Origin of the sequence: Eubacterium album (assembly GCF_025336545.1) — a bacterium.
Classification (GTDB): Bacteria; Bacillota; Clostridia; order Lachnospirales; family Lachnospiraceae; genus Eubacterium_U; species Eubacterium_U album.
On the sequence record NZ_JAODBU010000001.1, the window covers coordinates 1 to 15,569 of the forward strand.

General features: G+C 30.6%; 12 protein-coding genes. 1 reads left to right on the forward strand and 11 read right to left on the reverse strand.

The window, feature by feature from the left end; translation table 11 throughout:
• Positions 1-188: 188 nt before the first annotated feature.
• The 10 genes from N5B56_RS00005 to N5B56_RS00050 form a co-directional block, all read right to left on the reverse strand.
• Entirely contained in the window at positions 189-1,073 is an 885-nt protein-coding gene (locus tag N5B56_RS00005) for an aldose 1-epimerase family protein (RefSeq protein ID WP_260978012.1), read from the reverse strand.
• A gap of 91 nt (positions 1,074-1,164) precedes the next feature.
• A complete protein-coding gene (locus N5B56_RS00010) occupies positions 1,165-2,529 on the reverse strand; it encodes a UDP-N-acetylmuramoyl-tripeptide--D-alanyl-D-alanine ligase (RefSeq protein WP_260978013.1) in 1,365 nt (454 codons plus the stop codon).
• A 105-nt stretch (positions 2,530-2,634) separates the two neighbouring features.
• Positions 2,635-3,660, reverse strand: a complete 1,026-nt coding sequence (locus N5B56_RS00015; protein ID WP_260978014.1) for a D-alanine--D-alanine ligase family protein — start codon at positions 3,658-3,660, stop codon at positions 2,635-2,637.
• A gap of 120 nt (positions 3,661-3,780) precedes the next feature.
• On the reverse strand, positions 3,781-5,823 hold the full coding sequence (recG, locus tag N5B56_RS00020) for an ATP-dependent DNA helicase RecG (protein WP_260978015.1): 2,043 nt from the start codon (positions 5,821-5,823) through the stop codon (positions 3,781-3,783).
• A gap of 103 nt (positions 5,824-5,926) precedes the next feature.
• Positions 5,927-8,152: a sensor histidine kinase gene (locus tag N5B56_RS00025; protein WP_260978016.1), complete on the reverse strand. Its 2,226-nt coding sequence runs from the start codon at positions 8,150-8,152 to the stop codon at positions 5,927-5,929.
• 11 nt (positions 8,153-8,163) lie between these two features.
• On the reverse strand, positions 8,164-8,856 hold the full coding sequence (locus N5B56_RS00030) for a response regulator transcription factor (RefSeq protein WP_117909305.1): 693 nt from the start codon (positions 8,854-8,856) through the stop codon (positions 8,164-8,166).
• Positions 8,857-8,980: 124 nt separating this feature from the next.
• Positions 8,981-9,817, reverse strand: a complete 837-nt coding sequence (locus N5B56_RS00035) for a hypothetical protein (RefSeq protein WP_260978017.1) — start codon at positions 9,815-9,817, stop codon at positions 8,981-8,983.
• A gap of 56 nt (positions 9,818-9,873) precedes the next feature.
• Positions 9,874-11,493 (reverse strand): chaperonin GroEL, encoded by a 1,620-nt coding sequence (groL, locus tag N5B56_RS00040; RefSeq protein WP_022089526.1) that lies wholly within the window; start codon positions 11,491-11,493, stop codon positions 9,874-9,876.
• 48 nt (positions 11,494-11,541) lie between these two features.
• Positions 11,542-11,826, reverse strand: coding sequence for a co-chaperone GroES (groES, locus tag N5B56_RS00045; RefSeq protein ID WP_022089525.1), 285 nt, complete (start codon positions 11,824-11,826; stop codon positions 11,542-11,544).
• Positions 11,827-11,929: 103 nt separating this feature from the next.
• The gene (locus N5B56_RS00050) at positions 11,930-12,841 is read right to left on the reverse strand and encodes a DNA-3-methyladenine glycosylase family protein (protein ID WP_260978018.1); all 912 of its coding nucleotides are present in this window, start codon (positions 12,839-12,841) and stop codon (positions 11,930-11,932) included.
• A gap of 313 nt (positions 12,842-13,154) precedes the next feature.
• On the opposite strand from N5B56_RS00050, the gene N5B56_RS00055 reads away from it, so the two are divergent.
• Positions 13,155-14,330, forward strand: coding sequence for a hypothetical protein (locus N5B56_RS00055; protein ID WP_260978019.1), 1,176 nt, complete (start codon positions 13,155-13,157; stop codon positions 14,328-14,330).
• Positions 14,331-14,514: 184 nt separating this feature from the next.
• Here N5B56_RS00055 and N5B56_RS00060 read toward each other — a convergent pair whose 3' ends face one another.
• Positions 14,515-15,501, reverse strand: a complete 987-nt coding sequence (locus tag N5B56_RS00060; protein ID WP_022089522.1) for a diaminopimelate dehydrogenase — start codon at positions 15,499-15,501, stop codon at positions 14,515-14,517.
• Positions 15,502-15,569 lie beyond the last annotated feature (68 nt).

Below are 15,569 nucleotides of genomic sequence, written 5' to 3' on the forward strand. Positions count from 1 at the left end.
TTGTGTACTTTTTTTCTTTCTCTTGCCATAATTAAGGCCTCCTATAATAATAAATTTTATCATAGAAGGCCTATTAATTATATTTAAATATTAATTTACAGAAAAACTTTCACACTCTCTTTTTTAATATAATATGCATCAAAATGATAACTTTACAATATTATTCTGGAACTTTTTTGCAAAATAATTTAATAAATTGTTATTGAATATCCATTTTCAAATTCTTCTGATGGTTTTAATTTGTTTCCGTATTCTCTATCCTGTAATTCTCCATCAAAATCCTTAGAGTCACATCTACCGCACCATGGTTCTAAACAGATAAATGGAGCATTTTTCTTTGCAGGAGACCAAATACCACAAAGTGGCATATCAAATTCAACTTTTACATATTCATTTTTATTTGAATCTAATAATGAAAGACTATGAATCTGATTATCCTCTACAATTAAAGCGTCATCGTCAAACATATTTTTTGTTATATTAAATATTCCTTTATTATCAACAGTTATTTTATATGTTGCACTTGTATCCTTTACACCACCTTCGGCAATTTTGAAATATGTAAATTCATTTTTGCAATCCGTTTTAATATAACACTGACTTTGTTCTTCACCATCATTAATAGGACAATAAAAAGCCGGATGTGCTCCAATTGAAAAGTACATTTCCTTTGTATCATTGTTTTTAACTTTCCACATTACCTTAATATTATTTTTCTCTAATTTATACCCAATTTCTAAAGAAAAAATAAAAGGATATTTTGCAATTGTTTCATCAGATGCATTTAAGACAAACCATATTTCATCTGACTTACTAGTTAGAAGTTGGAATTCCATATCTCTTGCGAACCCATGCTGTCCCATAGAATATTCTTTTCCATCATACTTATATTTCTTGTCTTTTAAGCTTCCAACAAAAGGAAATAAAACAGGTGAATGTCTTTTCCAATATTTTTCATCTGCATTCCATAAATATTCTTTGTCATTTTTCTTGTTTTTAATTCTTGATAATTCAGCACCAACAGAATTAATTTCCACGTACAATTCTTCATTTTCTAAAACAATTTTTTCCATATGTTTTTTTACCTTTCAATTATAAATTATTTTATGTAAAATTCCGATAATACATATTTTCTAAATCCGTCAATCTGCTAAAGATAAACTGTTATGACAATTTTTCAACTATTGTTTTAAATTTCATGCTGTTTGAAGCTTTTACTAAAATAGAGTCATTTTCTTTTAATATGTCATCCATTTTGTTTTCAAATTCTTCTTTTGTTTCAAAATAAAGCACTTTAATATTTTTATTATTTTCCTTTGCAGCATCTGCAATATTTTTTGCTAATTCACCTATGCATATAACAACATCAATGCCAAGATTTGCAGCATGCATTCCAACTTCTCTATGGAGTTGTTTTTCATTTTCTCCTAATTCATACATATTTCCAAGAATTGCTACTTTTCTGGTATTTGCTTCATTCAATACGCTTAAAGAAGCTTTCATGGACATAGGATTAGCATTATAACAATCATCAATAACAACATATTTATCTGTATGGAAAATATTATTTCTTCCACTTATAGCCTTAAGACTTCTAATACCCTTATCTATTTCTTCTGTTGTCATCCCAAAATGTTTTCCAAAACATGAAGCAGCCATCGCATTGTAAATCATATGATGACCAGGAATTGGTATTATTGTTTCAAACTCTTCGTCAAAATATCTTATTGTAACTTTTGTTCCTTCAATTCCTAATGACTGATATTTAACTGCACAAACATCTCTATCTGTTTCTATTCCAAAGAAAACAGGCTTAACTCCTCTTACATCTTTTATTTGTGACAACTTGTCATCATCACCATTTAAAACTACATATGCATTTTCCTTAAGGTTATCAAAAATTTCTGTTTTTGCCTTAAATACACCATCTCTATCTCCTAAATTTTCCAAATGACATGTACCAATATTTGTTATAACACACGCATCCGGTTTTGAAATTGCAGACAATCTGTGCATTTCCTCAAAATCACTAATTCCCATTTCAATAACAGCGATATCATGATTTTCTCTTATTTTAAGTATTGTTAAAGGCATTCCGATTTCATTGTTGTAATTACCTTGTGTTTTTAGGACATCAAATTTCTGTTCTAAAACAGACGCTATTATTTCCTTTGTGCTTGTCTTTCCAACACTTCCTGTTATTCCAATTATTTTACAGTCAAGTTGTTCTCTGTAAAATGTCGCAATTTCTTTTAATGCTAACGCTGTAGACTCTACCTTAATATAAGGATATTCTTCTGTTTCCAGAATCTTTTCTGACAATGTTACAAGCGCACCTTTTTCAAAAACCTGTGGAATAAATTTATGTCCGTCCACAACATTACCAACAAAAGGTATATATAAATATCCTTCTTCTATTAGTCTGCTATCTTTTTCAACACCTGTTATTTCTTTGTCTAATAATGATTTATCTCCATAAAACTTACCATTACATGCCTTTGTAATGTTTTCAATTGTCATATTTTTCATCAATATTTCCTGTTGATTTAATATTAAATATATACGTTTATTATACTGTATTATTTATTGAATTTATTTCAAATAGCAATATTAACTCAACTTTCTCCTTAATTTTTACTTATATTTTTTCATTGAAACATTAATCAAATGTTCACAAAGCTGTGGAAATTCCATTCCCATTGCTCTTGCTTCCTGTGGCACAAGACTTGTAACTGTCATTCCCGGTAAAGTATTTACTTCTATACAATACATTGAGCCATCTTTTTTCATCAAAACATCTGCTCTCGAATAAGTTACTATTCCAAGTGCTTTACATGCTTCCTCTGCCAATTTCTGCATTTTCTTTGTAAGTTCTTCATTAATTTGTGCCGGACATACATCTTCTGTTGCACCCGGAAGATATTTATTCTTGTAATCATACCATCCTGTTTTTGGAATAATTTCAACTATCGGTAAAGCCTTTCCATCAACAACACCTACAGAAAATTCTCTTCCTTCAACAAATTCTTCAATTACAATTGTATCTTCTAATGCAAAACACTCTTTTAAAGCTGCATCGTAATCTTTTTCATCTTTTACAATAACTACTCCTACACTAGAGCCGCCATTGCTTGCTTTAACTACAACCGGAATCTTCATTCCATAATCACTTAAATTTGTACTTTCACCTTTTTTTATCCATATTCCTTTTGGAGTAGATACATTCTGAGCCATAAATATCTGCTTTGTAATACTTTTATCCATGGCTAATGCACTTGCAACACTTCCGTCTCCTGTATACTTTATTCCATGCAGATCAAATGCAGCCTGACATTTTCCATCTTCTCCATTTGAACCATGAAGAGCCATAAATACAATATCTGCCTGCTGGCATATTTCAAATACATTTTCACCAAAGAAGCCTTTTCTTTCTTTCTTTACTTTATCAACATCTTTTGATAATTTCTGTAATTTTTCCTTTTCAGCCTGTACATCAAAACCACTTACATCTAAAAGATTTTTATTTTCATTTCCAAAAAATACGTCTAAAAGCACAGCATTATGTCCAATACTTCTTAAAGCATCACACACCATTGAACCTGAATTTAACGATACTTCTCTTTCTGTACTTGTTCCACCGCATAAAACTACAATATTCATTGTGTTACCTCCAATTTATTTATATGCACAAATTACTGCCGATATTTTTCTTTATTTTAATAAATAACATAATACATAATTACTTAAATGCCATTCAACATTTAACTATACCATAGTAATTTAAATATTCAAGCCACTTGAATATATATATTTGTCTATATATTCATCAAGCCTTTGTTTTTCTTCATCTGACACTTCAATTTCGCCATCTTCAATTCTATTTACCATATCAGCTGCAGTTTTTAAAATGCTTGCATCACTGTAAATATCACCTAGTTTAAACTCCATATCACCACTTTGTCTTACACCGAAGAAATCTCCCGGACCTCGTAATTTAAGGTCTTCGTTGGCTATTTCAAATCCATTATTTGAATGATTAAGTATTTCAAGTCTCTCAGAAGCTTTCTTTGTTTCTGAGGCATTAATAAAAATGCAATACGACTGATATTTTCCTCTTCCTACTCGTCCTCTAAGTTGGTGCAGCCCTGCAAGTCCAAATCTTTCTGCATTTTCAATCATCATAACTGTAGCATTAGGGACATTTACTCCAACTTCAACCACCGTAGTTGATACTAATATCTGTATTTCATTTTTAGCAAATCTATCCATTATCTCATTCTTCATTGCAGGCTTCATTTTTCCATGTAAATATTCTATGTTTATATATGGTGGAAATATGTTTTTTAATGTATCGCAATAGTCAATTACATTTTCACCTTCAATAGCTTCGCTAAATTCAACAGTCGGGCAAATTATATATGCCTGTCTGCCTTGTACTACCTGTTGTTCTATAAACTTATAAGCATTCGGTCTGTAATTTGTACCAACAACGCAGTTTTTGATTGGTAATCTGTTCGCTGGTAATTCATCAATAATTGATATGTCCAAATCTCCGTACATAATAATTGCAAGAGTTCTTGGAATCGGAGTTGCACTCATTACAATTATGTGTGGCATTGAACCTTTATTTGCAATAGATTCTCTCTGTCTTACTCCAAATCTATGCTGTTCATCAGTTATTACTAATGCTAAATTTTTATAATTAACTGAATCCTGAATCAATGCATGTGTTCCAATAATAATTGACACTTCTCCACTTTCTATTTTTGCATATGCTTCTCTTTTTTCTTTTGCTTTCATTGAACCTGTAAGTAAAACGGTATTTATATTTAGTTCATTTTCTGCAATTAATTCATTAATGCTTTCCAAATGTTGTCTTGCAAGAACTTCAGTCGGTACCATTATTGCTCCCTGATATCCACTTAATGATGCACTTATAAGAGCCAATGTTGCAACTATCGTTTTTCCCGAACCTACATCTCCTTGTATCAGTCTATTCATTACTTTAGAACCGGACATATCTTTTTCAATTTCATTCCATGTTCTAAGCTGTGCATTTGTCAGTTTATATGGCAAATCATTTATTATCGTTGAAATTACTTCTGAATTATTTATAACAAACCTATTTTCATTATCTTTATCACTATCTTTAAATTTTCTAAGTGAATATGTAAAATCAAAAAATTCATTAAAAATTATTCTGTCCTTCGCCTGCTTTAACTCCATTTTATTTTTAGGAAAATGAATCTGCATATATGCTTTATTTATATCAATCAGACCTCTCTCTTTAAGTACCGCACCTGGCATATATTCTTTAACCGGCAATTCAACTTTAATAGCCTGCACAACCGCTTTTGTAACCATTTTTTCAGTTAAACCCGAAACTAGAGGATAAATAGGTTGCATTTTATCTAACAATTCTTTATATTCATTTATCTTATAAATTTTTGGCTGTTCTAAAACAAACGCTCCTCTATTCTCCTTAACCATACCTCTAAATACAAAACTTGATCCTGGTTTTAATGTGTTCTTTAGATATGCTGCATTAAACCACGTTGCCCGAATAACATTTTTAGTATCATCCTGTAAATATGCTGTTACAATTTGTAAATTACGAACACGTCTGATTTCAATCTGCTTATAAACTATTGCTTTAACCGCACATATTTGATTACATTTAAAATCACGTATCCACAACGGCATTTCATATATATCATAATTCCTTGGATAGTATTTAAGCAGGTCATCCGTTGTATGAATGCCTGCTTTATTAAATACTTTTTCTGTTTTTTCTCCAATGCCCTTCAATTCATTTATATTCATATGATTGCTCCAAATCTGCTTTGTTAAATCATTTCTTATCATAACTATATCTATGATAACATATAAACTTATTTTATCACATTTCTTATTAGGAAAAAACTTTTTATTTAATTAAATCCATTACAAATATTACTTTAAATAAATCTCCATCCAAAATAATATCAAATGTTCCACCGTGATTTTCAACTATACTTTGTGCTATAGATAATCCTAATCCACTACCTTCAGTACTTCTTGAAACATCACCTCTAATAAATCTTTCCGTTAACTGATCACTGTTAAAGTTCAACTGACTCTCAGAAATATTTTTAACTTCAACTCTTACTTTTGAGCCAACAATATTCGCATCAATATATACTCTTGTATTAGCCAAAGCATATTTGTAAATATTTCCATAAAGATTTTCTAATAATCTCCACATTTTTCTTCCATCAGCAAAAATATAAACTACATCTTCAGGAAAATTTGTAACAATATTTAGTTTCTTATCTTCAAATTTTTCTTCATATTCACCTAAACTTTGTCTGATAAGTTCTGTAAGATTAATCTTTGTTTTTGTCAATTTAATTGTTCCGGAGCTTAACTTAGATGCTTCAACTAAATCATCTACAAGTATCTTCAAACGATTTGATTTTTCTTCCAAAATCTTTACATATCCTTGTGCCTTTTCATTTTCGAGTTCTTCCTGATCTAACAAATGAACATAGTTAATAATTGATGTAAGAGGTGTTTTAATGTCATGTGATACATTAGTTATCAGGTCTGTTTTCATACGTTCATTCTTAACATTCTGATCAACTGCCTTATCAATTCCCATTCCAATACTATTTACACTATGTGCCATTCTACGGTTAATTCCAAAAAAAAGCTTTTCGTTTATCGTTCTTTTTGTATCTCCGCTTGCAATCTTATCTGTTTCTTCATTTATAAATTCATATTCAACCAAAAACTTCCACAATACAACTGCTAAAGCTACTGTTTCTATTAGCAATGCTATAACTAATAAACCAAAAGAATAAAATATGCTATAAATCGCACTGTCTATTAAAGCGACTGTAATAATCACTATCATAAAAATAATAACTTTAACCGTTGTTTTTAAATTAGTCCACAACGCTTCGCTTTTCTTAAATACAATATAAAGCAGACTTGTTCTAATGAGGGATTTTGCTTTTAATCTACGTATAATACTCATTACAAATTGAACGATAATTTCTGAGCATACAAAAATTATTGCTGATAAAACTATTTTAAGAATGTTTTGATTAATTACATTATCAATTTCATCAGTATAAAAACCTCTGGATGCTGCATTAATAATTAAGGTCACAACAAAACCTGATACTGCAACTAAATCCCACCATGAATAATCAATAGTATATAAATATGCCGGTTCCTTCCATTTATTCTTGCCTGTTGTAATAGCAAGTCCAATACCTGCTATACCTGCAATCACACAACTAAGTCCAAGAATAACAATCATTATGTTGTATTTTAAAATTTCCTTTTTTGAAGTAACTACATCTTTTACATAATAACTTAAATTAGTATCATATGGGTATGTTGTATTAACAGCCATTAAAACATATAAATCATTGTAATCTGTAAATGTTTTACACTTGCTGTTAAATATTTCAGCTGTAAAAAACTGTTTATCTAAAGTACAGATTTTTATATCGTTCAACTGGTCATACAAAAAATATTCTTTATATTCATTTGATGTAAGAATCTTCTCGGCATCCTGTGTATTATATTCTATATGCTGCCCATCTACATCGGTATACGAAATCTTGTACGATACATTTGAATCTATATTATTCATATACTTACTCGAATATTTATACAGTGAATAATCACAAAAGAAATTAAAAATTGCTTTACTTTCAGTTGAACTATATTCAGGATTTCTATCCATAAAATCCTGTAAATTATAATCACTTGAATACTCTAAATAATCACTATATGCATTATTGTCGTCTTCATATCTGCCATTATCATAATAATCACTATTTCCATAATAGTCACCCATATTATACTCTGATGAAATATCCTGTTTATCATACATTTCAATCAATTGCTTTATAGTATAACTGGAGTTAGGCAATACCGCATTTTCATCTTTACCATATTTATCATAATATGTTGCAATATTTCCAACATCTGATAACAATGCTGAAAATGATGATTCAACAATATTATTGTAATTTCTCATTGCCTCATTTCTGGACATTATAGTTTTATCGTTAAACTCGAAGTACATAGAAGAATAACATATTCCCACAATTCCTATGGCAATTAAAACATTAAAAATTGTTTTCCATTTTTTCATAAGGTACACTCCTACATTTTTTCGATTTTATATCCTAAACCCCAAACTACTTTTAAGTATCTTGGTTCTTTTGGATTAATCTCTATCTTTTCTCGAATGTGTCTTATGTGAACAGCTACAGTGTTGTCAGCAGAAATTGCAGGTTCATTCCAAACACTTTCATATATCTGCTCAATTGTATAAACCCTTCCCGGATTCTTGATAAGCAGAAGCAAAATGTTATATTCATATGGTGTTACTTTTACAGGTTCACCATCAACCGTAACCATTTTTCTGTCATCATCAATCTCAAGACCTCCAACAACATATGTATTACTTTTCTTTTCAGCTATATTTCCAAACTGTGTATATCTTCGTATCTGTGATTTAACTCTGGCAACCAACTCTAACGGATTAAACGGCTTTGTAATATAATCATCCGCTCCCACATCAAGTCCTACTACTTTATCTGAATCTTCTGATTTAGCCGATAAAATAATAATAGGTATACTACTGTTTTCTCTGATTTTTAAAGTAGCTCTTAATCCATCAAGCTTAGGCATCATTACATCAATTAATAGAAGCTGTACCTCGTTTGACTTCAATTTTTCAATTGCTTCTAATCCATCGTAAGCCTTAATTACATTATAACCTTCTTTTGATAAATAAATATCAATCGCTTCTACGATTTCTTTGTCATCATCACATACTAATATGTTGTACATTTTCTGCTCCTTTTCTAAAACACATTCTATTTGATTATAGAATATCTAATGATTTTTAAATTCCGTCACTCAATTTCTTAAGATTTAATTATGATTAAATTCTAAGTACTAGTTTTGTTTACTTCTACGCTTTTACTTTTACCTTTATAGTCTTGCTAAAGCTTCCATAAATTTTCTTTTTATTATTCTTCTTAAAAGCTCTGGCTTTTACATAATATGTTTTTTTGCCTGCAAGTTTCTTGATTGTATATTTATTTTTCTTACATGTTACTATATGTTTTTTCTTGAAATTTTTCTTTAAAGAATATACTATTTCAAAACCTGATGTACCTTTAATCTTCGATAATTTTACATTAATTTTGTTCTTCAAGCCTTTTGCCTTAATATTTGCTTTTGCAGGAACAATATTAAATGTAACATTCTGTGTTCCCTTGTAAATACCTATTCCATTAATTTTAACTGTGGCTTTACCGATTTTTTTGTTATTTTTATATGTTATTGTATAATCAATGCCTTCTCTTAAAGTTACATCTCTATATGTGATTTCAATATTGTTAAATGTAATATTTTTACCTGTATACACTTTCTTTTTTGGCACACCGTTTACTGTTGTCATAGTAATGAATTTCTGTAATCTTGGTTCAGCAACTGCATTACCATTGCAATAAGACATAACCCTGCTTATATCTCCTGAGAATAGAGCATAAGCACCTGCATTATTTACAACATTATCAATTCCACCCTTACCACTTAGCACAACTGAACATGCATTAGTAATTGAAACTCCCGGCTTATCAGGAACACTGATTGCATTATTTAAATATGAAGATGATTTTGTTTTCCCTCCATAATTTCTTATTGTTTTTATTTCTAAACCCTTTTCATAAATTTTTAAGTATTCGTATATCATAGCATATTTTAATATTGTGGTCAAAAAAAGAAGTGCTGACAAAACATTCATATGTAAGTCAGCACTTCTTAAGATATAAAATATATTTATATACAATTTTTATTTAATTACATCATTCCCATTCCCGGATTTGCAGGCATAGCCGGTGCATCTTCCTTTATATTTGCAACAACCGATTCTGTTGTTAATAATGTGCTAGCAACACTTGTTGCATTCTGTAATGCACTTCTTGTAACCTTTGCAGGGTCAAGGATTCCGGCATCAACCATCTGTACATATTTTTCATTATATGCATCAAATCCGTTTCCAGGTTCTGATTCGCGTACTTTATTTACGATAACTGAACCTTCAAGTCCGGCATTCTGTGCAATTGTAAATAATGGTGCTTCAAGAGCTTTAAGAATAATCTGTCCGCCTGTCTTTTCATCGCCTTCTAATGTATCAACTAATTTAGCAACTTTCTTTGATGCATGAATATATGCAGAACCACCACCTGAAATAATTCCTTCTTCTACAGCAGCTCTTGTAGCATTTAAAGCATCTTCCATACGAAGTTTCTTTTCCTGCATTTCAGGTTCTGTAGCAGCACCAACTCTGATAACTGCAACTCCACCTGCCATCTTAGCAAGTCTTTCCTGTAATTTTTCTTTATCAAAATCAGATGTTGTTTCAGCTAGCTGAGCTTTAATCTGAGCGATTCTTCCCTGAATTTCTTCAGAATTTCCTTCGCCATCAACGATAATTGTATTTTCTTTCTGAACCTTAACTGATTTAGCACGACCAAGGTCTTCAATCTTAGTTTCAGCAAGTGATAAGCCTAATTCTTCTGAAATAACCTGACCACCTGTAAGAATTGCAATATCTTTTAACATTTCTTTTCTTCTGTCACCGTATCCAGGAGCCTTAACTGCAACCACGTTAAATGTTCCACGAAGTTTATTAACAATTAATGTTGTAAGAGCTTCACCTTCTACATCTTCAGCAATAATTAAAAGCTTTGAGCCGCTCTGTACAATCTGTTCAAGAATTGGAAGAATTTCCTGAATATTTGAAATCTTCTTATCTGTTATTAAAATATATGGATTATCAAGGTTTGCTTCCATCTTTTCCATATCTGTTGCCATATATGCTGAAATATATCCTCTGTCAAACTGCATACCTTCAACAAGGTCAAGCTCAGTTTTCATTGTCTTTGATTCTTCAATTGTGATTACACCATCGTTAGAAACTTTTTCCATTGCATCTGCAACCATTTCTCCGACTTCTTCATCTCCAGCTGAAATTGCAGCTACTTTAGCAATCTGTTCCTTACCTGTAACCTTACTACTCATTTCTGAAATTGCCTTAACAGCTTCATCTGTAGCTTTCTGCATACCCTTTCTTAAAATAATTGGGTTAGCACCTGCAGCTAAATTTTTCATTCCTGCATTAATCATAGCCTGTGCTAAAACTGTAGCTGTTGTTGTTCCATCACCTGCAACATCATTTGTCTTAGTAGCAACTTCTCTAACTAACTGTGCACCCATATTTTCAAATGCATCTTCTAATTCAACTTCTTTAGCAATTGTTACACCATCATTAGTAATAAGTGGTGCACCATATGATTTATCTAATACAACATTTCTTCCCTTAGGTCCAAGTGTTACTTTTACTGTATTTGCCAACTGATTTACTCCAGCTTCTAATGCAACTCTGGCATCTGCTCCAAATTTAATTTCTTTAGCCATTTTTATAACCTCCATTCAAATTTTCAATTCATAAGTATGATATTGAAGCTATTCAACTACAGCTAAAATATCGTTCTGTCTAACTATAATATATTCCTCGCCATCTAATTTAACTTCATTTCCTGCATATTTTGAATATATTACTTTATCTCCGGCTTTAACCTGCATTGTTACTTCTTTACCGTCTACAACTCCACCGGGACCTACAGCAATTACTTCTGCCTGTTGTGGTTTTTCCTGTGACTGTGTTGTTAAAATAATTCCTGACTGTGTCTTTTCTTCAGGTTCAGCCTGTTTCAATACTACTCTGTCTCCTAATGGTACTAATTTCATTTAAAACTACCTCCTTTTCAGCTTGTTAGCACTCTTTCTTTTTGAGTGCTAACCCAATAACCTAATAATATATCAATTATTTCAAATATGCAACCCCTTATTTTTATTTTTTATTGTCACTTTTCTTCTTTTTATCTGTTTTCGTTCCAATTTTAGCATCTCTTCCAAAGCAGAATAAATACTGCTGTGCATAGCCTCCATACTCACCATAATGATTAGATGCGAATTTTTGTATTTCCTCTTTACTTGTCTCTTTTCCAAAATAAATGGCTTCCATTATACGTTTAATCCAAACATCAATAGGAAATGCATTTCTATATCCAAGTCCAAATAGCAAAACACAGTTTGCAACTTTATCTCCCACTCCCTTTATTGACTTTAATAATTCTCTTCCATCTTCTTCATTTAGATTTGCAAATAATTCTTCATTTATTTCACCTGAAGCAAGCTTTTGTGATGCATCATATAAATAAGGTGCCCTAAATCCGGACTTCATTTCCCTAAATGCTTCTTCTGTTATTTCTCCTAACTTTTCAGGATTTGGGAAACTATAGTATTTTTCACCATTTACATCACCAAGATATTCACCATATTGTTCACTTATTCTTTTTACAACTTGCTTGATTTGAGGTATTTGTTTGTTTTGTGAAATAATGAAAGATATTAGAACTTCATGGAAATCCTGATTTAAAATTCTAACACCATATTTTTCTTTAATTGCGCTTTCTAACTTATTATCCTTCTTCAACAAATATTCTTTAATTTCATTATAATCTCTATCCAAATCAAAATAATTAATCCATATATTTTCTACATCTTCCTTTGAAGTATTATAAAATATAAGTTGATTTTCATCTTGTTTTATATGAAGCATTTTATTTTTTGCAACAATAACATATTCTTCTTTATCTAACTTATAAAATCTAAAACACTGACCACATTCTAATGTCTGTTCCAAATCAAAATCTTTAAGTTCATTTATTAGAGTATTTTTTCCATTCTCTGTAATTTTCATTTGTTTTTCCTCTTTTCTTACGAATATTTAACTAATCTAATAGGTAGAGTATCATTTTTATTATTCACATTCAATATAGATATTTATGTAAATTTATTACATTCTATTTTTTTAGCGTATGTAATATACATAAGTTTATATTTACTCACTTTTTACTCACACAATAACTTATGACATTATGTCCTCTTTTTTTAATAATTAATATTAAAATTGTCATAATTTCTTTACATTATTTAATGTATTTCTCCTTTATTTTAGTCCAAAATAGTTATATAATTATATTAAAATGTTGACAACGAAAGGAGACTGTATTATGGGATTTTTTAAAAAATTAGTTGGTTCAGCCGCTGTTATTGGCGCTGCTGTTGGAGGGGTATCTTATTTAAAGAAGCGCAAAGAGGAAAAATATACTGAAGATGATATTTTTGAAGACTTTGATGACGAAAAGATTTTTGATATTAAAACAAATTCTAACAAAAATGGGACTCAGAAAATAACAATTACATTTAATTCTAACAAAGCTAAATCAATGGCTAATAATGCTGCTGATAAAGTATTAGAAGCTGCTGATTCTGCTAAAGAAAAAATTGTAGATGCTGTTGGCGAAGAAAAATATAATTCTGCTGTAAAAAAAGTAACTGATGCTGCTACTTTTGCTAAAGATAAAGCAAGTGATGCAAAAGACAAAATCACAGATTTTGTTGGTGAAGAAAGAATTGACAACGCTAAAGATTTATTCAATGATGCCGTTGATTTTGCAAAGGATAAAACATCTGAAGTTATTGATAAAGTAAAGAATTATAATAGTGAAAATGATTTTGTTGATACAGATTATAGTGACATTGATGATTTTGAATCATTAGATGATGACTTTGTTGATGAATCTGACGATTTAAATAACGGCTTTGATGAAAATTACTCTGAAAACGATGATTTTGTTTCATCTGTCAAATTAGAGGAAGATGATGCTTCTTCATTTAATGACGAAACATTTGATAACAATGACATACCTTCTGAAGAAAATCATATTTTCGAAGACATTGATGATATAAAGCAGGACGATGATTCATTTGAAGATACAAATATTTCTGAAGAAGGCACAGACATATTTGAAGAAGAATCTGTACCAAATGTTACGGAACATAATACCGAATCAAGTCTAACTGACGATGAAGAATATGATACTGAATCTAATATTACCGATGATGAGCTTGATAATAAAAGCAGTATTTCAGATAATACCTCAGAAAATCAGGCTGCTACAGAACCTGATGAATTTAATGAACTTGATGACGAATTAAACGATGATACATTTGATAATATCGAAGTAAATAATGATTCTTTAAATAGCAATAAATATAACAGCGAAAAAGATTCTGCTATTGTTGAAGAACATTTCTCTTTTTTAAAAAAAGCATCAGATAAGAGTGATGTTAACACTTCTACTGAAGATACTGATTTCTTAGATGATGAACTTGATGAAATCTAAATAATTTATAATAAAAAAATATAAAGGAGCCATTACAGTATGATAATTCTGACTAGTTAAGAAGTATCATACTATAATGGCTCCTCTTGTTATCTTCCCGTAAAAAATCTCCCTATTCTAGGTCTATAGAGATTTTTCACAATGTAACCGAAAAAATAAATTTCGAAATTTGTACGAATATATTTTACAATAAATGAGCTCTTAATTCTTCTCCGCTCATTTCGCTTAAATATGCAGGTGCAATATCTAATACTGTCTTACAGCCTTTCTGTCCTTCATCATAAAGACGCTTAGCAGCTCTTGCATATGCAATTAAAACACTTGTAGTAAATTCAGGATTTGAATCTAACTTTAAGCTATATTCAATAATATGATTATGTTCTTTATTCATTCCTGTTTTTCCTGAACGGATTACAAATCCACCATGTGCCATTCCGCTATGATTCTTTTCTAATTCTTCTTCACTAATGAAATGAACTGTTGTATTGTAATCTGAGAAATAATTTGGCATTTCCTTGATTTCTTTTTCAACTGCAGCGGCATCTGCACCTTCTTCTAATACAACAAAACATTCTCTTTCATGCTTATCTCTTGTTGTAAGTTCCGGATTTTCGCCCGATCTAACTCTTTCTAAAGCACTTTCTACAGGAATTGTATACTGCTTTGCATTCTTAACGCCTTTAATTCTACGAATTGCATCTGAATGTCCCTGACTAACACCTTTTCCCCAGAATGTATAATCTTTTCCATCTGGAAGAATTGCATTTGCATAAACTCTGTTAAGCGAGAACATTCCAGGATCCCAACCTACTGAAATAACTGCTATTTTTCCAGCTTCCTTTGCTGCCTTATCAACTGCCGCAAAATGTTCAGGTATTCTTGCATGAGTATCAAAACTATCAATTACGTTAAACATTGAAGCAAACTGTGGAGTCTGTACAGGAAGATCTGTAGCACTACCACCACATAAAATCATAACATCTATCTTATCTTTCCAGTCTGCAACTTCATCAATATGACATACCGGAACATTTTCTGTTAAAATAGTTACATTCTTAGGATTTCTTCTTGTAAATACAGCAACTAATTCCATATCATTAGCTTCTTTAACTGCACATTCTACACCTTTTCCCAGGTTTCCATAACCTAAAATACCAATTCTTGTTTTCATTTCAGTCTCCTTCGTTAATATATATTTTACTTAATCAGCACTTGCAATCATTAGTCTTCTTTAATTGA